Here is a 23,815-nt window from a genome sequence, read left to right on the forward strand (position 1 = left end):
TTCATAAATCTGCTGAACTGGGGCAAATTTTTTATCTCATCTGGTTATATTTCGATTATTAAAATAACCAAGCTGTGTAAGGTTATCGAGTGCATATTCCATTGAGGAGAGGGTATAAATCGCCACTTTTGCACTGATCCATTATTCTGCCGAGGCGGAAATTTTGATCAGGAGTGCCCACCGGAAGCCTTGAAAGCCAACCAGAACGAACGGAGCGCCGGTTAAGAGAATGGTGGACAATGCGTTTGAGGATGACCTTCCGCGGGCGAGAGGATTCTTCGCCCGCGGTGAAACCATCAGTGATGCAGCATTTCGTCAACAATCTGCGCTTTAGTCATATTGTACGGATAATATGTCGGCCAGTTATCCATCTCTTTTAACAGCGCTTCTTGCGATTCGTTGCCCATAAAAATATGGAAATGTTGCGACTGGCGCGGGCCGATAATATGGTCGCTGAACTGCACATATTTTGGCGCTTTTGATTGCGCGTCTTTACATTCAAAGAGATAACGCACGCCTTTTTTCCCGGAGGAGTAAGTCAGGATTTTATAGCCCGCGTAATCATAACGGCAGGAATTGACCGTTTTGCCAACGTGAAATTCCATTACGTTGTTTTCTATGCCAATCATTTCTACATCGCTGGTGTAACCTTTTTGGTAATAGGCGCGATACTCTTCAACGCTTTTACCGCCTTGTTTTGCTTTTTTCTCCAGCACCGGATCAAGATCGCCGCTGAGCAGATACGGGTTCACGGATTGCCAGATCCCGTCCCAATCGGACAATCCCCGGTCTTTTACGTCCTTATCATCAAAAATGCCTTCGCTGGCTTTACGCTCCACTTCTGTAAGCGGTTTGCCGTGGTGGTGGTCATGCGCCAACGTTGGCGCGCTCATTAGCAGCACTCCCATGCCAAGTACAAAGGCTGATTTCTTCATGATCATATTGCGCTCCCTGGTTATCATTTGTTACGAAATGAAATGTTATAATATAACAAAATTAAATGCCACATTGCTTTCAATTCACCAGCCAAATGAGTTGGGCGCCGTACAACATAGCCAGCGCTATAAAACATAGCAATATCTATATGTTTATGATTAATAAGTAATTTTTGCGTTTTTTATTCGGCTATGGCATTCTTGCCGCTCTTTTCGCAGCGTTTGCGTTTTTGCCTTCGCCTGTGGGCATTTAGGGGTCAGCAATGAGTTTTTACGCAATAAGTATTCTTGCTTTCGGCATGTCGATGGATTCTTTTGCTGCCGCTATCGGTAAAGGGGCGATGTTAAAACGTCCGCCGGTGAGCGAAGCGCTACGCACCGGGTTGATTTTTGGTGTTATTGAAGCCATCACCCCAATTATTGGGTGGGCCGCAGGTTTGGCCGCCAGCCAGTACATTATGCAGTGGGATCACTGGATAGCCTTTGTACTGCTGTTTGTGCTTGGTGTGCGCATGATGAAAGAAGGACTGACTAAAACTGCGGATGAAGAAGCCGAAGCGCCGCGCCGCCACGGTTTCTGGTTGCTGGTCACCACCGCTATCGCTACCAGCCTTGATGCGATGGCCGTTGGTGTCGGTCTGGCGTTTCTCAATGTGAACATTGTGACGACGGCGCTGATGATTGGCCTTGCGACCACCATCATGGCCACCACCGGGATGCTACTGGGGCGTTTTCTTGGCACGGCGATCGGTAAATGGGCGGAAGTGCTCGGCGGTGTTGTGCTTATCTGTATCGGCAGCTCAATTCTGGTTGAACACTTAGGCTTACTGTAACTTGCCCGAACGTGCGAAATCGTCAACAATGCGTGCTCAGGTGATGGCGTTCCACCTGACCCAACCGCTTCTCTGAGAAGCTGATGACGCCTGGTATGTCTCTGTCATGAGGCATGTCGGGCGTTTTCCTTTTGTGTTCCCTGCATGCCTCGCACTTTTGTTGATGAGGAAAAACATGCTCAAATCTTTATTTGCCGTAATCATCGGTGGTTCTGCAGGCTGCGTGATCCGCTGGCTGCTCGCGATTCGTTTAAATACGCTGTTTCCCAATCTGCCGCCCGGCACGCTGCTGGTAAATTTACTCGGCGGGCTGATTATTGGCGGCGCGCTGGCACTCTTTACTCGCCAGCCGCATCTGGATCCCAACTTGCGGCTGCTGATCACCACAGGCTTATGCGGCGGCATGACCACCTTTTCCACTTTTTCGCTGGAGATTTTTACCCGGTTGCAAACGGGCAACTATGCGTGGGCGCTGGCTTCGGTGCTGGTGCATGTAACGGGATCGATTTTAATGACGGCGCTGGGGTTTGCGCTGATAAACACCTGATATGGATAAAACAGGAAGGGGGCAATGCGCCCCCTTTTCTCAGCGCATTTCACGCCGCCATTTGCAGGCACGCTTGTGCGCAAGCCCGGCAACGTTTAGCGCACTGCTGGCAGTGCTGATGTTGATGCCGGCTGCACTCTTCGGCGCAGGCTCTGCACACATCGACGCAAATCCGGCACAGCGAGGGTAAATGCTTACTTTCCAACGCCATAAATTGACCGGCAAGGCGGCACAGGGCGGCACATTGTACGTCCAGCTTGATGCACTCACGCATCATGTCGATATTCTCTTCCTGCAAGCAAGAAAGCGCACAGTGTTCGCAAGCCGCAGCGCATTGATAACAGGCTTCTGCGCATCGTTGATGTTCTGTATGCATGGTTTATCTCCATAATATTTGTGCGTCATAAGATAAGTGTGCACAGAATATTTATCCCTACCATTTTATTTACACATTTCATCACATCTGTCCTTTTATTAGGCGAGAGAAATTTTACTAACCCGCTTATAAGTATAAAGATTTATTTTTAATGCAATATATGTGTTTAAATATTTCTTTAAAGATTGTTGTTTTTATATTGATATATTTTCGGATGATCAATTGACTAATCGTGATAAATAGCCAGACTTAAGACTCCAACGCGATTGATATGGGTTATTAACCGTATCGATTATATCGAAAACGAGATGTGGAGATATAACATGGCCGAACATAGAGGCGGTTCCGGTAATTTCGCTGAAGATCGTGAAAAAGCGTCAGAAGCGGGGCGTAAAGGTGGTCAGCACAGCGGTGGTAATTTTAAAAATGACCCCGAACGTGCATCCGAAGCCGGTAAAAAAGGTGGTAAAAATAGCCACAGCGGCGGCCAGAAATAGCCGTTTCGCTAGTTCTTTTTATTATCTGTAAAGTTCAGAACGGCAGCGGGCCGGAAACGGCTCGTTTATTTTTTAATTAACACTGTTTTGAAAATAAGAAGATAGAGGTATTAATGAGTTCGAAAAATAATGATGAGGGTGAGAGGATATGCACATTACCTGAAGATTTATCTGATCATTTATCTACTCATTTAATTGAAGATTCTCACCATCCTGCCGAAGTAATTGCCATTAATTTTACCGAAGCAGTTGATTTACGTCTCCCACCTTACAAGAAACGTCTTGTGCATAAAATGGCCAGTCGCAAACAACCCCCAAAAGGCAATAATCAATAAATCCTTTTCACCTTTCTAACGGCGTTGTGCTTCTGCAACGCGGAGAACTCTACTTTTCAAGTTATGCCGCTGAAAGAGACAGGAAACTTTCAGTCATTCGTTTTTACGAAAACGATCAGAATAATTTTTAGCGCATTGAAAACGAATAAAAAATAACCTTCAGGCCCGGCAAATCCGCGTTGTACCTGAAGGCATGCAATTGCATTTTCGTTACTAACAATAAGCGTGCTAATTATTAGCAAATTTCAACAGGAAAATCGCTATAAAACAGCGAGTTGTGATGAAATAAACCGATCTTTTCGAATGAATTTTTTTATCGTTAACACATTGATGTTATTGATGATTTGTCTGCATTTCATCCATCAGGCGTTTACAACCCAACCGGTGTCGCAGCGGCTACCGGGCCTTATGGTATTTTTTTGCCTGCCGCCTGGCCTCTATAACAGCGGAGGATCTATAGTGTGTGAACTGAAGGCAACGAGAGGAGGTTTCGTGTTCAACGTTGAAAAAGATGACCCTCGTGAAGCGCCGGAATCGGGAGATAAAAAACCCCAACCGGTGAAGAAATAAATAAAAAGGTCGCTACGGCGGCCTTTTTATTTATTATTCAGTTTGTTACAGCAACACCTTGAAGAGACTCGCGCGTATCTCAACGGCCTGGTTTGTTTATCGAACGCAAATTGACGCCTGCAGGTTGGCTCTGTTTCTTATCAATACTCTGGCGCGCACAACTGGTTTCAGGCACCGCAAACCACCCAGCCTCGCGCCGCTGTGGGCATCATGACGGCCCGGAAGACGGATGAACCAACTTCGGCACGCGATTTTTACCATCATCAGCAGGCGCTGCGCCTGCTGCTGCGGCTGACATTGAGTGGCAAATTGCCTGTTTGCGCAGGGCTTGACCATCTCAACCTTGCTGCGCGGTGGGCGGACAGGATCTTGGTGTTACACCGGGGAAAACGGCTGGCACAAGGCACGCCGGAACAGGTGATTCAGCCACCGCTTATCGCGCCGTGGTACGGTGCCGGGGGCGAGGTGATCCCGCATCCGGGCGGGGACACGCCGCCGCTTTTTCTCTTGGTCTGATAAACGCCACTGTTGGCTGATGAAGCCGTATTTTTGCTAAAGTTTAGTGTGACTTAACTGATGCGGAGATCGGCAATGACCTTACCGCCTTTGCAGGCGCTCATCTGTTTTAATGCTGTCGCTCAACACGGCAGTATGAAAGCGGCGGCAGCGGCATTATCCATCAGCGCCAGCGCAGTGAGCCAGCAGATTGCCAAACTGGAAGCCTGGGTTAATGTACGGCTGTTTATGCGCGGTTCGCGCGTGCTGACGCTGACGCCGGAAGGGAAAATTTACCTGCGGGCTATTCAGCCTGCCTTTCATCAGATTTCACAAGCCACCCACCGGTTAATTGACGCGGCGGCGCACCGCCGTGTGAGCGTCAGTTGTTCAACGGAGTTTGCCATGCACTGGTTGCTGCCAAGGCTTGGCGGCTTTGAACGTTATTACCCGCATGCCGAGGTGCTTATCACTACCACTACGCGGGACGTTGATTTGAAAAGAGAAGGGATCGATTTTGCTTTTCGCCGCACGGTGCAGGCCGGGAGTGAAGGTATCCTGCACCCGCTGGAGAACAGCGGCGGGGTGCTGCTGATTTACGATAAATCGGCGCTGTTAGAACCTCTTTGCCACGCCTTTCGCGACTGGCTGCTGGCCGCCGCGCAGGAACATCATTGGCCGGAACGGTAAACGCAAAAGGCGCGGCATGTTCGCGTTCCGGCAATGGCGCGCTCATCGGCGGTTACGCATATTTCCACCACAATCGATGCAGTTCATATCCCTTGTCACCGGGTTCGGGCCGCTTTTCCCAGGGTTTATCGATAATAAAGTGCAGGTTTTTTACCTGCGCTAAATCCCACATTTGCGGATGCTGGAGCGGCAACGTTTTTAAGGCGTTATAACCATAATGCAGCGGTAGCCAGCGGTCGCGGAACACTTCGTTCAGAAAATCCTGCTCGGCAAAAACATAGCCCGAAATATCGGCTTTCTCAGCCAGCTTCGCCATCATCTGCTGATAAAGGGCATTATCCGGCGTGAGCAGCAGAAACCCGCCGTTAAGGTAGTTATCCAGCGACGCCGGTGGGTTGGCATGCATTTGCGCGTCCGTACACCAGCTGTAATAGCAGTTTTCCGGCCGCCAGTTCGCCGGATAGCTTTCGATATGGTTAGGGTTACAGCGACAGGCATGGCAGGCGGCAATGGTGCCTGCGGCCAGTGGCAGTTCAAAAAGGTGATCCATATTTTGCAGTACCAGCATATCGGCATCGAGAAACGCCACCCGCTGGTATTCCTCAAGCGTCCACACTGCCAGTTTGCTCCACACGTCGGCAAAACGGGCATTTGCATAGCGGCTTTCAAGCGTGGGATCGGGACCGATAACCGGCACTTCCCGCACTTTGCAACCCTGCGCCCTCAAATGCTGGCGCGTGCTGTCGTCAATGGCGTCAGTAACCATCACCACCAGCGGCCACGGCGAACCGCTGGCGCGCAACGAACGGTGCAGTGTTTCTACACCCGGCAGGTAATCCGGCTGCGTCAGGAGAGTTACCCAGGCGAATGCGGCGCTCATGACAACAGCTCCGTCATAAAGGTGTTGAGAAATTTGCCCTGCGGATCAAAACGCTGGCGTATAGCCTGAAACGCTGTCCATTGCGGGTAGAGCGCGGGCCAGTCGTATAACGTCGGATCGAAGTATTTCCCCCAGTGCGGCTTCCCGCCTTCTTCTGCCAGCAACTGTTCGGCGGCGCGCAGAAACGCCAGCCCTTCTTCAGAGAGCGAGCCGTCTTCGGCGTAATAGACCACAAAGCCAAAAAAACAGGTCGCTTGCTGCCAGGCCGGGCTTAGCCATGCTCCGGAAGGCCCGGTACAGCGCAAAATAATCGGATAGTGCATATGCGGGTGCGATTGCTGATGCCACGCTTTAATGCGCGCAATCACCGCCGGGGCACGCGCCAGTGGAATACCGATCTCAATATTGATTTGCGGCGTGGCGATACCCCGGCAGAACACCTGGTAGATATCACCAATCACATCTGAAAAGTCTTTAAAGCGCGTTACGGTGCGAAACGGCTTGCCGTTTTCATCAACAATATTGGTGTCGTCATGCATCTGCTCCAGCGTTTTTTCCACCGTGTCGTTCATCTGCGTGTCGGTCTCTTCCCGTTCCACCAGATCACCATGATTATCGCGCCATAGCGCCATTTCATCGGCGGTGGATTCGCGCGCGTTCCAGGTATGAACTTTGTTTTCATCCGGGAACCACCACGTTTTGCTGAACGCCCACTGCTGGTTCCAGCTAAGCAAGTCTTGCGCAAGATTCCCGGCGCTGCTGGCGCTTTTAAAGCAGGTATACAGCGTTGCCGGGCGCGTGCGCAGGGTGACGGCGGTAATCGCCCCCAGCGTGCCGAGCGCCAGTTGCGCGGCGGCAAACGCGGGTTGCTGGCGGTCAAGCTCGTGGATCTGCCCGGCAGCATCCACCAGCCGGATACGCAGCGCTTCATCCGCCAGCGAGCTTTGTTGCATGCCCTGGCCGTGGGTCCCCGTTGAAATGGCACCTGCCAGCGTTTGTGAATCGATCACTCCCGGCGACGCGTACAGCATGCGGTTCATGACGGTGAGGAGTTCAAACACTTCGTGCAGCTGCGTCCCGGCGCCAAACGTTACGCTGTCGTCATCCACCGCCAGCACACCGCGCAGCGCAGAGATATCAATTAGCGTATCGCCCGGCTGGCTCAGTTTCAGCATGCGCCCAGGCGACATGCGACTGCCCATCACCCGCACGCGCCCGGCAGCGGCGGCAATAACTTGCTGCAACTGCGCTTCATTTTCCACATGGATGACGGCGTTTTTGCTGGCCAGTAACGCGTTTTTCGCCCAGTTGAAAAGGTGCGTATCTTGCGGGTCTGCATGCGGCTGTCGGCGTGGAAAAAGGGTCTGCGTGTCGTTCATGGGCGGCTCCTCGCTCAGATTTTTATTTATTAACCAAGCGTAGCGCATCACAGAAACGTGTGAGTGTTGGCGCGGCTTTTCAAGGCGCTTCGGCGTGGCGCAACAGAGGATGGGGGACTGTTAGCCTGGCGTAACACCAGGCAGGTGGAATACCAAATTAAGCTCCCTGCTTGCCACGGTATCGCGGACGTAACGCTGATAATCAGGCCATTTGTGGCCAGATGAGTGAGGATTTGCTACGTGGTGGTCGAGAAATGGGCCCGCGCGACATAACGACGCGCGGCGGAGTGAAAAGGTTAGCGGTTTAATAACGTTATTAATGTTGCCAGCGCATATTTTACCGACTGCTCAATCACGCTTTCGCAATCCCCGGCAAAGTGGCGCAGCGCCGTGATCGGCGCTTGTCCCGGTAGCGCCCAGGCAAACCACACGGTTCCGGCCGGCGTGCCATCTTCGCCGCCATCCGGGCCGGCATAACCAGTGACTGCAATCCCGACCGGTTCATGGCTGACCGCGCAAGCGCCTTGCACCATCTCGCTGGCCGTCTGCTCGCTCACCGCCGTCCAGCGCGCCAGCGTTTCTCGTTTGACATGCAACAGGGTACTTTTCGCTTCATCGGTAAACGAAACAAACCCGCAGCCAAAGAAGGCTGGCGTATCGCCTGCGGCGCACAGTGCGGTGGCGATTTGTCCGCCGGTACAGGATTCCGCCGTGGTAACGCGTAGCTGTTTTTGGGTAAGCAACTCACCCAGTTGCGCTGCCAGCATTGGGATAGGCAGGCAGAGCAGCGCATTCATGTTGTTCGTTAAGGTAATATCTTCATTCATAAGCTATTTTTCGTAAAGTCGGTTGTGACTCGGTAAGCAAAGTATAGCGAGCGAAAAGTCATGATGAGTTTTTGGGAATAATCGAGATATGGCCGTTGCGCTCAAGAATGGCGAATTTAATCTCCGCCAGATCGGCAATGCCCTGGTTATTTCGTGCTGACACCATAATGTCGTCGCGCGTGATATCGGCTTCGCGCATTTTGTTTTCCAGCATTTGACCATTCTCCACTAACACCACCGGCGTGCCGTCGATCAGGTTTTCCGCCCCTTTGACATACTTCTTCAGCGTGCCAAATAAGATATCCACCACCACCAGCGTGATAATGGTCAGCGCCGCGCCGGTCACGGAGAAGTCATTACCGAGTAGCGCTTGTTGCGTGGCTTCACTGATGATCAGCAGCAAAATCAGATCAAAAGAGGTCATCTGTAGCAGCGCCCGGCGCCCGGCGATTTTGAATACCACCATCAGTACCAGATAGATAGCTATCGCGCGTAATACCATGTCCATCGCGTTCTCCTCAGGGCCAGATAAACTGCGTCAGGGTGAGCGGGGGGGCATTATTCACTGCAATCCGCTGCGTGCTGTTACCGACGCCGAGCGGTGTCAGCCCCAGCCATACGGTCAGCGGTTTATCGGCGGCGGGACGGGCATATTCCAGCACCAGTTCGCCGCTGCGGCTGAACATGTTGAGCGGTTGTGGTTGCAGGGTGCGGATCTCAAAATCGTGCATGAAATCGCCGCCCAGGGTGAAAGTGATGTGGTTGTCGGCCGTAGCACTGGCGGTTATCTGCATATCCAGATCGCTTTGTAGCCGACCAAAGCGGTCGTACTCGACGGTGAGACGGTGATCGGCGCTGGTCGCCGTTTTTTTGCTCAGCCAGCCTTGTGAAAAGAGCCCGCACAGCCCGGCAATCACAATGGCGATAAGCGCTATCGCCCCCCATTTTTGCACCTGCATTTCAACATGCAGCCAGAAGGGGTTATCTTTCACGGGCCATGTTCGCTCTGCGTCAGCGCTGCTTTTTTTCTCCATACGCCCTCCACGGGTTCGCTGTAAATAACGTAAAGAGTGTAGATGACGGGGGGAGAAAGAGCGCTTCGTCACGCCAGCGCTCTGTGTTGAGGTCAGCTCGTAATACGGGGAGTCACGCGCCCGTGCAGCGCCGGGTTGTCGCTTTCGTCTTTCAGTTGCACACCGGTGAGACGGCGCAGAAATGCCTGTTCCAGCAACCAGGCGAGCTTAAACGCGGCGGCCTCGTAATTGAGCCCTTCCGGGCGAATGTTAGAGATGCAGTTGCGTTCGGATTCAATGCGCTGGCGCGCGGGTTTCCAGGTGAGGTAGACGCCGAGGCTATCCGGCGAGGATAACCCCGGACGCTCGCCAATCAGTATCGCCACCGCTTTACTGCCCAGCGTTTCGCCAATGTCATCGCCAAGCGCCACGCGCGACTGGTGCGCCAGCACGATGGGGCCGAGAGAAATGCCCAGCGTGTCCAGATAGGGCAGCAGGGCGGTGATAAGCCCGACAGACTGACGGTGTACGGCGTGGGAAGAGAGCCCGTCGCCAATCACCAGCAGCAGATCGTGCGCGGGCGGGCGGTGTGCGGCAAGGGTTTCGCGGCTCTCATCACTCAATCGGCGGCCCAGATCCGGGCGGTTCAGATAGATATGCCGGTCGGCAGCGGCACTGTGCGCATCCAGCGTTTTTAAGCCAAGCGCATGGAGTTGTTGCGCCAGGCTTTCGCTGTCGAACGGCTGATGAATGGCATCACGCGCCTGGGCGTGCGCGAGGCCAAAGTTGAGCACCTCCCGCGTCGGCAGGCTTGCGCCGCTGCGCCCTAGCGCAATGCGGGCATCGGTAAACTCACGCAGCAGTGTCCAGGCATCAGGTCCATTCATGCGTGCGCTCCTTGTGGCATAACGGTCAGCAGCGGGTGGTTAGCGCCGGTCAGGCGCAACTGGCCGTGGGTGTCGATAATTTGCATCTTCGTTAGCCACTCGGCGAACTCCGGCGCATGTTTCAGCCCCAGCAGGCGGCGGGCGTAGAGCGCATCGTGGAACGAGGTGCTCTGGTAATTGAGCATGATGTCATCCGCGCCCGGTACGCCAATCAGGAAGGTCAGCCCGGCGGTACACAGCAGCGTCAGCAGCGTGTCCATATCGTCCTGATCCGCTTCAGCGTGGTTGGTGTAGCAGACGTCGCAGCCAATCGGCAGTCCCATTAGTTTGCCGCAGAAGTGATCTTCCAGACCGGCGCGGATGATCTGCTTGCCATCGTAGAGGTATTCCGGGCCGATAAAACCAACCACGGTGTTGACCAACAGCGGGTTAAAATGTCGTGCCACCGCGTAAGCGCGCGCTTCGCAGGTTTGCTGATCGACGCCGTGATGCGCGTTAGCTGAGAGGCAACTGCCCTGGCCGGTTTCAAAATACATTACGTTGTTGCCCAGCGTGCCGCGCTTCAGGCTCAGCGCCGCTTCATGTGCCTCCTGCAATAGCGCCAGGTTGATGCCAAAGCCGCTGTTAGCGGCTTCCGTCCCCGCCACCGACTGGAACACTAAATCAACCGGCGCACCGCGTTCAATCAACTGGATGGTATTGGTGACATGCGTCAGCACGCAGGACTGGGTAGGGATGTCAAAACGCTCAATGATGTCTGCCATCATGTGGTTGAGCTTTTGCAGTACCGGCAGGCTGTCGCTGGCCGGGTTGATGCCTACCACCGCGTCGCCCGCACCATACAGCAGGCCATCGAGCATACTGGCGGCAATGCCTTTCAGATCGTCGGTCGGGTGATTGGGCTGCAAACGCACACTGAGATGGTCGGGCAGGCCAATGGTGTTGCGAAAACGGGTGATCACGCTGCATTTGCTGGCGGCGAGGATCAAATCCTGGTTACGCATAAGTTTACTGACGGCGGCGGCCATTTCCGGGGTGATCGCCGGGGCAACATGGCTAAGCGTGGCGGTATCGGTGCTGTCGGCCAGCAGCCAGTCGCGGAATTCGCCCACCGTCAGATGGGCAATCAGGGCAAACGCGCGGCTATCGTGGGTATCAATGATTAACCGCGTCACTTCATCATCTTCATACGGGATGAGCGGAGAGGCGAGGATCTCGCGCAGCGGCACATCCGCAAGGGCGATTTTCGCCGCCATCCGCTCTTCTGCCGACTGCGCCGCCACCCCGGCCAGCACATCCCCGGATCGCGCCGGGGAGGCTTTCGCCATCAACGTTTTCAGGCTGTCGAACTGATAAGTACGGTGAGCCAGCGTGGTTTTATACATTCAGTCTCCTCAGGAGAGCGCCCGCAGTTGCGGATCCATCTCGGCACGTTCACGCGCGTGCGCCGTTTTACGAAACCACATATAGCCGCCCAGCATCATCAGCGCGAAGATCAGTGCCAGCAGCGTGTTGTACCAGACCATCGCCACCAGGCAGAGCACCGCCATGCCCAGCGCAAACGCGGGGGCGTACGGGAACAGGGGCGCTTTAAACGGGCGCTCAAGTTCCGGTTCGCTGCGGCGCAGCTTAAACAGCGCGGCCATTGAGGTGATATACATAACGATAGCCCCGAAAACGGACATCGTCACAATACAGGCAGTGAGCGGCATGCCGCTGATGGTGACCAGCGAGTCGGAGAAAATCGCCGCAATCCCGACCACGCCCCCGGCGAGGATCGCCAGATGCGGCGTGCGGGTTTTGCGGTTGAGGTTTGCCAGGCTTGCCGGCAGATAGCCCGCGCGCGCCAGCGAATAGATCTGGCGTGAATAACCCATAATGATGCCGTGGAACGATGCCACCAGGCCAAACAAGCCGAGCCACACCAGCATATGCAGCCAGCCGCTGCTGTTGCCGACCACCACTTTCATCGCCTGCGGCAGCGGATCGTTAATATTCGACAGCGTGCGCCAGTCGCCAACGCCACCGGCAAAAATCATCACGCCAACCGCCAGCACGGTGAGGGTCAGAATACCGCCGCCGAGTGCACGCGGAATGGTGCGTTTCGGATCTTTGGCTTCTTCCGCTGCCATAGAAGCGCCTTCAATGGCGAGGAAGAACCAGATGGCGAAGGGGATCGCGGCGAACATGCCCGGCAGCGCCAGGCTGCTGAAGCTCTCGGCGCCTGCCCAGCCGTTGGCGGTAAAGTTGCCCCAGGAGAAGCCCGGTGCCACCACGCCCATAAACACCAGCAGTTCGAAAATTGCCAGCAGGGTGACAATCAGCTCAAACGTCGCGGCAATGCCGACGCCGAGAATGTTCAGCGCCATAAAGATCAGGTATGCGCCGCACGCCACCCATTTCGCATCCAGCGACGGGAACTGCACGTTCAGGTACGCGCCAATCGCCATTGCGATAGCCGGAGGTGCGAAAACAAACTCGATTAAGGTGGCAAAACCGGCAATAAACCCGCCCGTTGGCCCAAATGCGCGGTACGCGTAAGCGAAAGGGCCACCGGCATGAGGAATGGCAGTGGTTAGCTCGGTAAAACTAAAGATAAAGGCGCAATACATCGCGGCAATTAACAGTGCGACAATCAAGAAGCCGAGCGTGCCGGCCTGTGACCAGCCATAGCTCCAGCCAAAATACTCCCCTGAAATCACCAGCCCGACGGCAATGCCCCACAGACGGAAGCTGCCCAGTGTTCTTTTTAGTGTTGTTTGTGTGCTCATGCTTTACTGCCTCGCCATTGAATACAGTTAGCAGTAAAGGTGCAAAGGCGGTGCCAAAAGATATATTCCTTTATTAATTAATTGGTTAAATAATTATGGCTTTGAAATGATGCATGGCTTGCACCGTGGCAGATCGGATTCTGGTGCAGGCTGCCCTGCAATGGTGAAACTGGCGAATATGCTGCTTAAGGTGAAATTAATTGCCGACGGATTAATAAAAAAAGGCGATAGCCCGGTTTCTGGAAATGTTATAGGGAATAACTGGAAATTTAAATCCGACTATTCTTAACCCTTTTTTGTCATATCAGGCTTTAATTAAAGTGATGATATGTTATTTAAATGGCGTAATTCACAATAACTTAACATGTTGATTTTACAGTGTGATTTATTTCTTTTTTTGTGAGGTGCAACACATATCATTAGCGTAATAACCTGATGTTAAATCTAATCCGGAATAATGGGTTGACCTGAATTGTCTGGCACTTTAGTTTGACACAATAATTTTCAGCCAAACCCAGGATGATATTTAGCAAAGGAGGACGTCATGGCCTGGCGACCCATTTTATATGTCATTTTTACCGACAACCCTCGTTTAAATAGCCGACGAGCACAGTTGCGGCTGGTGCATGGCTGACAGGATCCGTTAAAAAGCCGTCACGCATAACGCGACGGCTTTTGTATTTTGTGCTGGTTTACGTCATGCCGTTTCTGTTTCCGGCTGCGGCAGATGCGCAGCAATATAACGCTCGTAGCGGTTTGCTTTCAGGTGCGTTAAATCCACCAGCACCAGGCCATCCACGCAGTTGTTGAAATCCGGGTCGCAGCCGAAATCAATAAATTGCACGCCGCCTGGCTCACACAGTTCGGAATATTGTTTATACAGGGGCGGAATGCCGCAGCCCAGGTTTCCCAGCAGCGATTTCAGCCGCGTCAGATCTTCGGTGTAGTCATCGCCGGTAAACTGCGCCAGCACTTCCGGCATGCTGGCAGGCCACGGGCGGCGCGATGACGCCAGCGGCCAGGTTGCCGGGAACCACAGGCGGTAGAACGCCACCAGCAGATCGCGCGCCGCGGGCGGCATGCCACCGGAAATAGAGACCGGGCCAAACAGGTAGCGATACTGCGGATAACGCGCCAGATAGGCACCAATACCCGACCACAGATAATCCAGCCCGCGACGTCCCCAGTAGCGCGGCTGAATAAAGCTGCGCCCCAGTTCGATGCCGTGGCGCAGCACATCTGCCATGCGATCGTCGTAATGGAACAGGCTGTAGCTGTATAACCCTTCGACGCCGCGCGCCGCCATTTGCTGCGCGGTTGGCATAAAACGGTAAGCGCCGACAATTTCCAGATCGGCCTCATCCCACAAAATCAGATGCAGGTAATCGTCGTCATATTTATCCGTATCACGACGTTTACCGCTGCCTTCGCCCACCGCGCGGAAGGCGATTTCACGCAGTCGCCCCAGTTCGCGCAGCAGCGGCGCATCTTCCTGCCCTTTACGCTGCCACAGATAGATGACCTTGCCATCAGCGGTGCGGCCGAGGCATTCGGCGTTGTTAAGCTCCCGGCGCAGCGTAATGCGCTCTTCCGGACGTGCGATGGCACACTCGGTTTTGAAGGGGCCGGGCAATCCCTTGCCAAGACGCAGGACATGTTTGCGACACTTATCGGCCAGCTCGCGCGGCGCGAGCTGCGGCGTGTGCCAGCTATCCCAGGGAATACGTTCACCGATTTTGATCGGCAGCGCGCTGTCGCGCCGGCGAAACATCTGCTGCATAAGCAGTAAAAAGGGCAGCGTTTCAGAGACCATCGCGCTGGCGTAGAACAGGGCGCTGTTGCGCGCGTCAATCCATACCGGCAGCAGCGGGGTGCGGAATTTGCTGGCCAGTTTAATAAACCCGGCGTGCCAGCCTTTGTCGCGAATGCCTTTGCGCGTCAGGCGCGAAACTTCCCCGGCCGGGAAGAAGATCAACACGCCGCCGCCTTGCAGATGGTTTTCCATTTGCTGCAATGAGGATTTACGCGTACGTCCACCCATGTTATCCACCGGAATAAACAGCGAGCTGAGCGGCTCAAGGTGCGACAGCATGCGGTTGGTGACCACTTTCACATCGCGGCGAACACGGGAAACCGCGTACATCAGCGCCAGCCCGTCGAGCGTGCCTGTCGGATGGTTGGAAATGATGACCAGCGGGCCATGTTCAGGGATTTGTTCGAGGCAGTGAGCGGGAACGGTGCAGCGGATTTGTAGATGTTCGAGTACTTGTTCCACCATATCCAGCCCTTTCAGGTGGGGGTGGCGCGCGGCGAACTGCTGAAACTCTTGCTCATAGAGCAGGCGTCTGAGCAGATTTTTTTGCCAGGGTGCTGGCCTGGCCTGTGGCCAGAGATCCTCAAGTACATTGTCGAGACTAAACATGGTGATTCCTCCTCCCGTCTTGCCGATGACAGTAAAGGGCGAAGATGACGCTTACATTTCATTACAATGAATAAATGACACTTTAAAGACGCGAGGAGAATCAGAAGCAAAGGCAAAAAAAAGCGGGCCAGGCCCGCTTCGTTCAGAGGATGCCGCGTTCGGCGAGATCGAGGGCGAAATAGCTGAAAATCAAATCCGCGCCGGCGCGTTTAATCGCACCCAGGCTTTCCAGTACCACTTTGTCTTCATCAATCGCGCCTGCCTGAGCGGCAAACTTGATCATCGCGTATTCCCCACTCACCTGATAAGCGCCCAGCGGCAGCTCGGTGCGCTCGCGGATATCACGCAGGATATCAAGATAAGCGCCAGCCGGTTTCACCATCAGGCAATCTGCGCCTTCGGCCTGATCGATTAGCGACTCGCGAATCGCTTCGCGGCGGTTCATTGGGTGCATCTGATAGGTTTTACGATCGCCTTTCAGCGCCGTGCCCGCTGCTTCGCGGAACGGGCCGTAGAAGGATGAGGCGAATTTAGTCGAATAGGACATGATCGCGGTATCGGTAAAGCCCGCCGCGTCCAGCGCCTGACGGATCGCCTGCACCTGGCCGTCCATCGCCGCCGATGGCGCGATGAAATCAGCGCCTGCCGCGGCGGCAATCACCGCTTGTTTACCGAGGTTAATCAGGGTGGCGTCGTTATCCACGCCGTGATCGCACAACACGCCGCAGTGACCGTGCGAGGTGTATTCGCAAAAACAGGTGTCGGACATCACCACCATTTCCGGCACTGTCTCTTTGCAGATGCGCGACATCCGCGCCACCAGGCCGTTTTCCTGCCAGGTATCGCTGCCGGTCGCATCGGTGTGATGCGAAATACCAAAGGTCATCACTGAGCGGATCCCGGCGTTGGCGATGCGTTCGATTTCGCGCGCCAGATACTTTTCCGGAATGCGCATCACGCCTGGCATAGCGGCGATGGCTTTGTAATCGTCGAGCTCTTCTTCAACAAAGATCGGCAACACCAGGTCGTTTTTGCTCAGTGTTGTCTCTTCAAACATGGCGCGCAGCGCAGGCGATTTGCGCAGGCGGCGGGGGCGAGTAATTAAATCGGTCATGGTATGCCTGATGTTTGTGGAACAGATGGCGGCATTGTAGCCGAAAAGGCGGCGGGCTGTTTTACCAAAATCGCTGTTAAAAGGGGAAGGCAGGCGGCAAACCGCCTGCCTTTTGCCGCATCAGGAGGCCGGAACCACCTGCGGCTTATTGTTGCTCAGCTCGCTGACCAGGTCGTTCGCGCCGTCGCTCATGCTGGTAAAGCGCGTCAGCGGTGAACGGGTCATCACCACAAAGACGCCGACGTTATGCTGCGGCACCATCGCTATATAGGTGATGAAACCGCCACCGCCGCCGGTTTTCTGGATGATGCCTGGGTGGCCGTCTTTCGGTGCCATATAGACCCAGCCAAGACCCAGCGCGTCGGCTTTGCCAGGAACATCCATGCCAATCACTTTGGTGAGCTGATTACGCGGATAGATCAGCGTTTGCATCCGATCGGCCTGGCTGTTGCGGGTATAGAAATCGGACGAGAGGAACTGCTGCATCCAGCGCATCATATCGCCCGGCGTGGAGTAAACGCCGCCGCTGCCAATCGCTGCCAGCGTGTTATCGCACGGGCTGGCGCCTTTTTCTGCCACCATCAGACGCTTGCACTGATCCGGCGACGGCGTAAAGGTGGTGTCTTTCATCCCCAGCGGGCGGGTTATCTGCTCTTCAAAGAGCTGCGGATAGGGTTTTCCGGCCGCCTGAGAAAGCGCATCGGCCAGCAGGTCAAAGGCCAGGTTGGAGTAAGACGCCTGCGCGCCCGGCGCGGTTTTTAACTTCGCGGTGGAGAGCCAGCTCCAGCGCTGTTCGCGCGTTGGCCAGACAAATACCGAGCGGTGCGCCGCGCCGCCAGGCTGCTCACGCGGCAGGGCGCTGGTATGGGTCGCGAGGTTAACCAGCTTGATCGGCGTGCCTTCGTAGGTCGGTACGCGCGCGCCAGGTGGCGCATATTTGCTTAATGGATCGTCAAGACGCACCCGGCCCTGATCGAGCAGTTTCACCAGCATTTCGCTGGTCATCAGCTTGGAGAGCGAAGCAATACGGATAACCGAATCCAGCTGTGGGCGCACATTATTGCCCGGACGGGTTTCACCAAAACTTCTGAACACGCGCTGGTTACCGTCGATGACCACCATTGCCATCCCGGTCGCACCGCTACCGTAATAGATGTGGTTGGCGTAACGATCGACAATGTCAGAGGCAAATACCGGATCGGGAGATTGTTGCGCCGCACGGGCGCTGGTCATACTCAGCGTGCAGAGCAACGCGGAGAAAAGCAGACAACGTTTCAACGAAGGGGATCCATATAAGAATGGGAACGATAGAGGATATTTATACTACCCGGCGATTCGATGCAAAGCACCAATAAGCGTGTTATTTCGCCCTAATACGTAACGATGGGTAAATATGAAATTTTTTCCCTATGACTCTGGTGTAAGGCGGCTGTGATAACCTCTTTCTTTCCCACACTCAGGAGTCAGGTAATGGCAAGTCAACGGGTAGTGATGGTGGTGGATATGCAAAACGGCGTGTTTGCCACAGAGCGTATTCAGCGCGAGCACTGCGTGGCGCGTATTAATCAACTGACCGCGGCAGCGGATACGGTGATTTTTATTCAACATGCCGAGGCTGGTGGGCTGGAAGAGGGTAGCGACGGGTTTGCGCTTCTGCCGGAGCTGACGCAACCGGCGAACGCGATGTATGTCACCAAAATCGCCTGCGACGCGTTTTATCACACCACACTCGAAAGCGTGCTGCATGAGCATGACATTCGCGCTTTTGTGATATGCGGGTGCGCCACCGATTACTGCGTGGATACCACGCTGAAAAACGGCGCCAGCCGTGGCTACGCCATTACCGTCGCGCAAGATGCGCACACCACGGCGAATCGCCCGGCGGCGCAGGCCACGGTGTTAATCGATCACTATAACGAGGTGTGGCGCACGTTAACGGTGCCGGGCAACCCGGTGTTAGTGAAACCCGTCGAAACAATTCTTCACGAATGGCAAACGAACTAAGGCGTTAAGCTCAGGTCAGATTTAACCAGACGGCGCCGCACTTCGCGGCGCTTTTTTTGTCGCGGCCCATTCAGGGGCTTACACACAGTGATGCACAGCATTTGTCGTAAATAATAAGAAGTGAGCAGGAGAGCATTATGTTTAAGTCCTTCTTTCCGAAACCGGCGTTGTTCTTTTTGTCGGTGTTCATCTGGACCGCGATTACCGTGGTTTTCTGGCAGGCCGGTGGTGAAGCGTGGTTGATGCGTCTCACCGGTGCGTCTGCGGATGTGCCGATTAGCGCCGCGCGTTTCTGGAGCCCTGGCTATCTGCTGTTTTATGCCTACTATCTGCTTTGTGTCGGCGTGTTTGCGCTGTTCTGGTTTACCCTCTCGCCGCATCGCTGGCAGCGCTGGTCGATTCTCGGCACCGCGTTAATTATCTTTGTGACCTGGTTTTTGGTGGAGGTGAATGTCGCCATTAACGCCTGGTATCAGCCGTTTTACGATCTTATCCAGACCGCACTCAGCGCGCCGAACAAAGTCAGCATTCATCAGTTGTACAGCGAGATTGGCGTGTTTTTGTGGATCGCACTGATTGCCGTAACGGTGGCGGTGCTCAATAACTTTTTCGTCAGCCACTATGTGTTCCGCTGGCGCACGGCGATGAACGAATACTATATGGCGCACTGGGAGCGTTTGCGCCATATCGAAGGCGCAGCGCAGCGCGTGCAGGAAGACACCATGCGTTTCGCCTCGACGCTTGAAGATATGGGCACCAGTTTTATTAACGCTATCATGACGTTGATCGCTTTTTTGCCGGTGCTGGTGGCGTTATCGCCGCATGTACAAGAGATACCGGTGGTCGGGCACATCGCTTATGGTCTGGTGATTGCCGCCGTGAGCTGGGCATTGCTCGGCACCGTGTTGCTGGCGTTTGTGGGCATCAAACTGCCGGGTCTGGCGTTTAAAAACCAGCGCGTGGAAGCGGCTTACCGTAAAGAGCTGGTCTACGGTGAAGATGATGCCGGTCGCGCCAGGCCGCATACCGTTGCAGAGCTGTTCGCCGCCGTGCGCCGTAACTATTTCCGGCTCTATTTCCACTATATGTATTTCAATATCGCCCGTATCCTGTACATGCAGGTTGATGTGGTGGTTGGCCTGATTGTGCTGTTCCCGACGATTGCCGCCGGGGCTATCACTTTCGGTCTGATGCGCCAGATAACCAACGTGTTCGAGCAGGTGCGCAGTTCGTTCCAGTATTTGATCTCTTCCTGGACGACGCTGGTGGAGCTGATGTCTATCTATAAACGTTTACGCAGTTTTGAGCGTGCGTTGGATGGGCAGGAGATCCAGCCTGTGCCCCATACTTTTGGTTAACACAAGGAACGTTATGGTTTACGTCCCCCGTTTTGGCTGGTTACTGGCGACGTTGATTCTCGCCGGGTGTAGTACGCAGGGCACGCTTTCGCAAAAAGAAGCCGAAGCTGAAAAAGAAAAAGCGCTGGAACAACAGCAGAACAAGCCGATGGATGTCGCAAGCGTGGTGCGGCGAACCATTCCCGCCAGCGTGAAAGATCGCGAAGGCTGGGCGCAGGATCTGGCGACAACCTTTAGCAGCCAGAAGCTGTCGCCGACGCTGGAGAACATCTGTTCGGTGCTGGCGGTGGCGCAGCAGGAATCCAATTACCAGTCTGATCCGGTGGTGCCGGGGCTGAATAAAATTGCCTGGAAAGAGATCGATAAGCGCGCCGAGCGGATGCACATCCCAACGATGCTGGTGCATACCGCGCTGAAAATCCCGTCGCCGAACGGTAAAAGCTACAGCGAACGGTTGGACAAAGTGCGCACGGAAAAAGAGCTCAGCGCCATTTTTGATGACTTCATTGGCATGGTGCCGATGGGGCAGAAACTGTTTGGTTCGCTCAACCCGGTGCGCACCGGCGGGCCGATGCAGATTAGCGTCGCCTTTGCCGAGCAACATACGGATGGTTATCCGTGGAAAATGGAAGGCACCGTGCGGCAGGAGGTCTTCAGCCGCCGCGGAGGATTATGGTTTGGCACCTATCATCTGCTCAATTACCCGGCCAGTTACACCGCACCCATCTACCGTTTCGCCGATTTCAACGCCGGGCTGTATGCCAGCCGTAACGCGGCGTTTCAGAACGCCATCAGCAAAGCGACCGGTGTGAAACTGGCGCTCGACGGCGATTTGATTTTGTACGGCAGCAGCGATGCGGGTAGCACGGAATTAGCCGTGCGCAAACTGGGCGCTTCGCTGGGCATGAGCGATCGTGATATCCGTCGGCAACTGGAGCGCGGAGACAGCGACAAGCTGGAAGAGACCAAACTCTATCGCGAAGTTTATCGGCTGGCCGAGAAGAAAAGCGGCAAACCATTGCCGAGAGAGGTACTGCCGGGGATCAAGCTGGAAAGCCCGAAGATCACGCGCAACCTGACAACAGCATGGTTTGCGAAGCGCGTCGACGATCGTCGGGCCGCCTGCATGGCGCAGAACTAGCGCGAATGGTGGTGTCGCCAGCGTAAGATAAGGAAGATGACGCCGAGCAGGGCGCTTCCCGCGAGGAAAGGCACAAGACCGAAAATCGTGCCGACGCCCATTCCCATTTCTACGTGCGGGCGGGTGGTGTCCTGCACTTGCATCAGATGCTCGAACACGCCCGGTGCATGCACCAGCAGGTTCAGCAGCTGCGCACCCGCCCAGAAGCAGAGTAGTACGAATACGGCGTAAGCAATATTACCCGGTCTGGAGGTGTCACGTTGTTTTGCGCCCTTAAAGGGTTTTGACATAGTAAAGTCAGCCATAAGACCTCCGGTACTCTTTACTTTTTAACGCTCGATGTAGTTGGCGTGTGGCCTCAACTGACGGTAATTTTGGCAGTTGTACCGCTTTGTCAACATCAGAATGGTGATAATTTCGCCCCGGGAATGATTCCAGTTGGATGATTTTTGCCGATGCTCACATTTCTGTAACGTTTTAATTACCTTGGTAACATTTCAGAATTTCCGCATACGCCACAGACGGTAAGCGGCGGTTGTGCGATGATGCCGTTTTGACTGCCGGAGTTGTCATGAAGCTGCCTGTAAAAATCCGCCGTGACTGGCACTATTACGCGTTTGCGATTGGGTTGATATTTATTCTGAATGGCGTGGTCGGGCTGCTGGGGTTTGAAGCCAAAGGCTGGCAAACCTACGCGGTGGGGCTGGTAACCTGGGTGATTGGTTTCTGGCTGGCCGGGTTAATTATCCGCCGCCGCCCGGAGGACGAGGAGACGGCGGATAAACCGCAGTGATTAGTTATTAACGGTAATTTTCAGCGCGCTGTTAGCCTGATGGCGCGCAATAGCCAGCTCAATCAGGCGCGTGATTAACTCGCTATAACCAATACCGCTCGCCTGCCACAGTTTCGGGTACATGCTGATATTGGTGAACCCTGGCAGCGTGTTGATTTCGTTGATGATTACGTCGTTTTCCGGCGTCAGGAACACATCCACGCGCGCCATCCCTTCACAACCCAGCGCCTGATAAGCCTGCACGGCAATGCCGCGGATTTTATCGTTGATTGCCGGATCAATGTCGGCGGGCACAACCACCTGAGCCCCGTTTTCATCGATGTATTTGGTGTCGTAGGCGTAAAACTCGCTATTAAGCACGATTTCGCCACAGGTACTGGCCTGCGGTGAGTCATTACCCAGCACGGCGCATTCAATCTCACGGCCTTTGATGCCGGTTTCAACAACCACTTTTTTATCGAATTCAAACGCCAGGTTGACCGCCGCCTGGTACTGCGCTTCATTCGTCACTTTGCTGACGCCCACGGAGGAACCCTGGTTGGCGGGTTTAACAAACAGCGGCAAACCGAGCCTGGCTTGCACATCGCTGAAGCTAATTTGCCCGCGATTGGCGCGAGTTAGCGTAATAAACGGGGCGATGGAAAGCCCGGCGTCGCGTAACAGGCGCTTGGTAACGTCTTTATCCATGCAGGCTGCAGAGGCGAGCACGTCGGAGCCGACAAACGGCAAGTTTGCCAGACGCAGCATGCCCTGTAATGAACCATCTTCGCCCAGCGTGCCGTGAACAATCGGGAAGATCACATCGACATTCGGAAGTGGTGTGCTGTTTTCTGCCTGGATCAGTTGTTGCTGTTGGATCCCCGGCACCAGCGCCACGCTATTTTCCGAGGGGTTTAAGGCGATACGCGCCGGATCGTTGGCGTTTAGCAGGTAATTATTCGCATCGCTGACATGCCACTGCCCCTGTTTATCGATCCCCAGCAGCACCACGTCAAAGCGTGATTTATCCATGGCGTCGACGATATTTTTCGCCGACTGTAACGACACTTCATGTTCCGCTGATTTGCCGCCAAAGACGACCCCTACCCGCAGTTTTGCCATTTCTCCGTTCACTCACACTGAATTCACAAAGCACATACCATAGCACGTCAAAACGCACGATTCGCGGCCTTCTGCCATAATGTTTTCTGGAAACCAGAAGGAGGCGACGTGAGCGGGAAAGGGCTGATTGTTTTGTGCATCCTTCTGGCGGTGATTTGGGTTGGCTACCGCGCGTTGCCGTCTTACTACAACCCGTTTGCGCCGTTGCAGCTTAGCGACCCGCCCGGGCGCATTACGCAGTTCAAACTGCGCCGCTTGCCGCCGCAAGCCTGTGCGGAATTATTGTCGCAGGCGAACCAGCAACGCCTGATCTCGTCGGCTCCGGTTGCCGACAGTGCCGGAGATTGCCCGTTAACCAATGTCGTACGGGTACGCGACTTTGGCGCGGTTAAACTGAGCAGCAGTTTTCTCGCCAGTTGCCCGCTGGCGCTCAGTTCCGCGCTGTTTGTCGAGCAACAGGCGCGGCCACTCACCGAACGCTTTATGGGCAGCCAGCTTACGCGTATCGATCATCTTGGCAGCTATGCGTGTCGCAATATCTACAACCGCGCCGATGCGCGACGTAGCGAGCATGCCAGCGCCGAAGCGCTTGATCTCAGCGGTTTTCGACTGGCGAATGGTCAGTCCGTGACGGTACTGAAGGGCTGGCGGCAGGCGCGAACGCAGCCGTGGCTGCGGGCAATGTTAAGCGCCAGTTGCGGCTATTACGGTAACGGCCTTGGGCCGGAGTACAACGCGGCTCACGCTAACCATTTTCATCTTGGCATGCGCGGCTTTGGCCTCTGTCGCTAAGCATAATCCACTGTCAATAATGGGGTTTCTCCTCCGGGCGGCGGCATGAAACGCA

27 protein-coding genes and 1 riboswitch are annotated in these 23,815 nt (G+C 54.6%); of the genes, 12 read left to right on the forward strand and 15 right to left on the reverse strand.

Annotated features, from left to right (window positions below; all coding sequences use genetic code 11):
* Nucleotides 1-296 precede the first annotated feature (296 nt).
* A complete protein-coding gene (zinT, locus tag DFO56_RS15725; protein WP_045509361.1) occupies nt 297-941 on the reverse strand; it encodes a metal-binding protein ZinT in 645 nt (214 codons plus the stop codon).
* Between the two features lie 257 nt (nt 942-1,198).
* Here zinT and mntP point away from each other — a divergent pair, with 257 nt between their 5' ends.
* A complete protein-coding gene (mntP, locus tag DFO56_RS15730; protein ID WP_045509358.1) occupies nt 1,199-1,768 on the forward strand; it encodes a manganese efflux pump MntP in 570 nt (189 codons plus the stop codon).
* Nucleotides 1,769-1,798: 30 nt separating this feature from the next.
* A riboswitch (Fluoride riboswitch) is annotated at nt 1,799-1,868 on the forward strand.
* 75 nt (nt 1,869-1,943) lie between these two features.
* Nucleotides 1,944-2,315, forward strand: a complete 372-nt coding sequence (gene crcB / locus DFO56_RS15735) for a fluoride efflux transporter CrcB (RefSeq protein WP_045509356.1) — start codon at nt 1,944-1,946, stop codon at nt 2,313-2,315.
* A gap of 49 nt (nt 2,316-2,364) precedes the next feature.
* Here the strand turns inward: crcB and DFO56_RS15740 are convergent, their stop codons facing one another.
* Nucleotides 2,365-2,691: a four-helix bundle copper-binding protein gene (locus DFO56_RS15740; RefSeq protein ID WP_071925260.1), complete on the reverse strand. Its 327-nt coding sequence runs from the start codon at nt 2,689-2,691 to the stop codon at nt 2,365-2,367.
* A gap of 323 nt (nt 2,692-3,014) precedes the next feature.
* Here DFO56_RS15740 and DFO56_RS15745 point away from each other — a divergent pair, with 323 nt between their 5' ends.
* The 5 genes from DFO56_RS15745 (at nt 3,015) to DFO56_RS15760 (ending at nt 5,278) form a co-directional block, all read left to right on the forward strand.
* Nucleotides 3,015-3,188: a general stress protein gene (locus DFO56_RS15745; protein WP_072051630.1), complete on the forward strand. Its 174-nt coding sequence runs from the start codon at nt 3,015-3,017 to the stop codon at nt 3,186-3,188.
* A gap of 113 nt (nt 3,189-3,301) precedes the next feature.
* Nucleotides 3,302-3,523, forward strand: coding sequence for a hypothetical protein (locus DFO56_RS24635; protein ID WP_147271681.1), 222 nt, complete (start codon nt 3,302-3,304; stop codon nt 3,521-3,523).
* Between the two features lie 492 nt (nt 3,524-4,015).
* Nucleotides 4,016-4,093, forward strand: coding sequence for a hypothetical protein (locus tag DFO56_RS25165; RefSeq protein WP_244173025.1), 78 nt, complete (start codon nt 4,016-4,018; stop codon nt 4,091-4,093).
* 210 nt (nt 4,094-4,303) lie between these two features.
* Nucleotides 4,304-4,609 carry a hypothetical protein gene (locus DFO56_RS15755; protein ID WP_147271682.1) on the forward strand — a complete coding sequence of 102 codons (306 nt, stop codon included), beginning with the start codon at nt 4,304-4,306 and terminating at the stop codon, nt 4,607-4,609.
* A 75-nt stretch (nt 4,610-4,684) separates the two neighbouring features.
* On the forward strand, nt 4,685-5,278 hold the full coding sequence (locus DFO56_RS15760; RefSeq protein WP_020456701.1) for a LysR family transcriptional regulator: 594 nt from the start codon (nt 4,685-4,687) through the stop codon (nt 5,276-5,278).
* Nucleotides 5,279-5,330: 52 nt separating this feature from the next.
* Here DFO56_RS15760 and DFO56_RS15765 read toward each other — a convergent pair whose 3' ends face one another.
* The 11 genes from DFO56_RS15765 to ampH all read right to left on the reverse strand — a co-directional run bounded on the left by DFO56_RS15765 (nt 5,331) and on the right by ampH (nt 17,849).
* Nucleotides 5,331-6,158: a glycosyltransferase family 8 protein gene (locus DFO56_RS15765; protein ID WP_045509352.1), complete on the reverse strand. Its 828-nt coding sequence runs from the start codon at nt 6,156-6,158 to the stop codon at nt 5,331-5,333.
* Nucleotides 6,155-7,537 carry a D-arabinono-1,4-lactone oxidase gene (locus DFO56_RS15770; protein WP_045509349.1) on the reverse strand — a complete coding sequence of 461 codons (1,383 nt, stop codon included), beginning with the start codon at nt 7,535-7,537 and terminating at the stop codon, nt 6,155-6,157. Before DFO56_RS15770 ends, DFO56_RS15765 begins: the two co-directional genes overlap by 4 nt.
* Before the next feature lie 296 nt (nt 7,538-7,833).
* The gene (locus tag DFO56_RS15775; RefSeq protein ID WP_020456704.1) at nt 7,834-8,364 is read right to left on the reverse strand and encodes a 2-oxo-tetronate isomerase; all 531 of its coding nucleotides are present in this window, start codon (nt 8,362-8,364) and stop codon (nt 7,834-7,836) included.
* Nucleotides 8,365-8,422: 58 nt separating this feature from the next.
* Entirely contained in the window at nt 8,423-8,872 is a 450-nt protein-coding gene (locus DFO56_RS15780) for a DUF421 domain-containing protein (protein ID WP_017458803.1), read from the reverse strand.
* Nucleotides 8,873-8,882: 10 nt separating this feature from the next.
* Nucleotides 8,883-9,398, reverse strand: coding sequence for a hypothetical protein (locus DFO56_RS15785; protein ID WP_045509346.1), 516 nt, complete (start codon nt 9,396-9,398; stop codon nt 8,883-8,885).
* A gap of 92 nt (nt 9,399-9,490) precedes the next feature.
* The gene (gene eutC / locus DFO56_RS15790; RefSeq protein ID WP_045509343.1) at nt 9,491-10,264 is read right to left on the reverse strand and encodes an ethanolamine ammonia-lyase subunit EutC; all 774 of its coding nucleotides are present in this window, start codon (nt 10,262-10,264) and stop codon (nt 9,491-9,493) included.
* Complete coding sequence (locus DFO56_RS15795; protein WP_045509340.1) at nt 10,261-11,649, reverse strand: ethanolamine ammonia-lyase subunit EutB; 1,389 nt, start codon at nt 11,647-11,649, stop codon at nt 10,261-10,263. Before DFO56_RS15795 ends, eutC begins: the two co-directional genes overlap by 4 nt.
* A gap of 9 nt (nt 11,650-11,658) precedes the next feature.
* Nucleotides 11,659-13,035 (reverse strand): ethanolamine permease, encoded by a 1,377-nt coding sequence (gene eat, locus DFO56_RS15800; RefSeq protein ID WP_020456708.1) that lies wholly within the window; start codon nt 13,033-13,035, stop codon nt 11,659-11,661.
* A gap of 697 nt (nt 13,036-13,732) precedes the next feature.
* Nucleotides 13,733-15,457, reverse strand: coding sequence for a lysophospholipid acyltransferase family protein (locus tag DFO56_RS15805; protein WP_045509336.1), 1,725 nt, complete (start codon nt 15,455-15,457; stop codon nt 13,733-13,735).
* A 142-nt stretch (nt 15,458-15,599) separates the two neighbouring features.
* The gene (gene hemB, locus DFO56_RS15810; protein ID WP_045509333.1) at nt 15,600-16,571 is read right to left on the reverse strand and encodes a porphobilinogen synthase; all 972 of its coding nucleotides are present in this window, start codon (nt 16,569-16,571) and stop codon (nt 15,600-15,602) included.
* A 120-nt stretch (nt 16,572-16,691) separates the two neighbouring features.
* The gene (gene ampH / locus DFO56_RS15815) at nt 16,692-17,849 is read right to left on the reverse strand and encodes a D-alanyl-D-alanine-carboxypeptidase/endopeptidase AmpH (protein ID WP_045509330.1); all 1,158 of its coding nucleotides are present in this window, start codon (nt 17,847-17,849) and stop codon (nt 16,692-16,694) included.
* 192 nt (nt 17,850-18,041) lie between these two features.
* Between ampH and DFO56_RS15820 the strand changes: the two genes are divergently transcribed.
* The 3 genes from DFO56_RS15820 (at nt 18,042) to DFO56_RS15830 (ending at nt 21,074) form a co-directional block, all read left to right on the forward strand.
* Nucleotides 18,042-18,575 carry an isochorismatase family protein gene (locus tag DFO56_RS15820; protein ID WP_045509327.1) on the forward strand — a complete coding sequence of 178 codons (534 nt, stop codon included), beginning with the start codon at nt 18,042-18,044 and terminating at the stop codon, nt 18,573-18,575.
* 137 nt (nt 18,576-18,712) lie between these two features.
* Nucleotides 18,713-19,933, forward strand: a complete 1,221-nt coding sequence (gene sbmA, locus DFO56_RS15825) for a peptide antibiotic transporter SbmA (RefSeq protein ID WP_045509324.1) — start codon at nt 18,713-18,715, stop codon at nt 19,931-19,933.
* A gap of 13 nt (nt 19,934-19,946) precedes the next feature.
* Nucleotides 19,947-21,074 (forward strand): DUF1615 domain-containing protein, encoded by a 1,128-nt coding sequence (locus tag DFO56_RS15830; protein ID WP_045509322.1) that lies wholly within the window; start codon nt 19,947-19,949, stop codon nt 21,072-21,074.
* Here DFO56_RS15830 and DFO56_RS15835 read toward each other — a convergent pair.
* Nucleotides 21,071-21,379 carry a DUF2755 family protein gene (locus tag DFO56_RS15835; RefSeq protein ID WP_017458815.1) on the reverse strand — a complete coding sequence of 103 codons (309 nt, stop codon included), beginning with the start codon at nt 21,377-21,379 and terminating at the stop codon, nt 21,071-21,073. The two genes, DFO56_RS15830 and DFO56_RS15835, sit on opposite strands and share 4 nt — an antisense overlap.
* 266 nt (nt 21,380-21,645) lie before the next feature.
* On the opposite strand from DFO56_RS15835, the gene DFO56_RS15840 reads away from it, so the two are divergent.
* Nucleotides 21,646-21,867: a DUF2754 domain-containing protein gene (locus tag DFO56_RS15840; RefSeq protein ID WP_017458816.1), complete on the forward strand. Its 222-nt coding sequence runs from the start codon at nt 21,646-21,648 to the stop codon at nt 21,865-21,867.
* On the opposite strand, the gene ddlA is transcribed toward DFO56_RS15840, so the two are convergent.
* A complete protein-coding gene (gene ddlA / locus DFO56_RS15845; RefSeq protein ID WP_020456716.1) occupies nt 21,868-22,968 on the reverse strand; it encodes a D-alanine--D-alanine ligase in 1,101 nt (366 codons plus the stop codon).
* A gap of 108 nt (nt 22,969-23,076) precedes the next feature.
* Here ddlA and DFO56_RS15850 point away from each other — a divergent pair, with 108 nt between their 5' ends.
* Complete coding sequence (locus DFO56_RS15850; RefSeq protein WP_020456717.1) at nt 23,077-23,760, forward strand: extensin family protein; 684 nt, start codon at nt 23,077-23,079, stop codon at nt 23,758-23,760.
* Nucleotides 23,761-23,815 lie beyond the last annotated feature (55 nt).

Source organism: Kosakonia sp. AG348 (assembly GCF_003337365.1).
Classification (GTDB): domain Bacteria; phylum Pseudomonadota; class Gammaproteobacteria; order Enterobacterales; family Enterobacteriaceae; genus Kosakonia.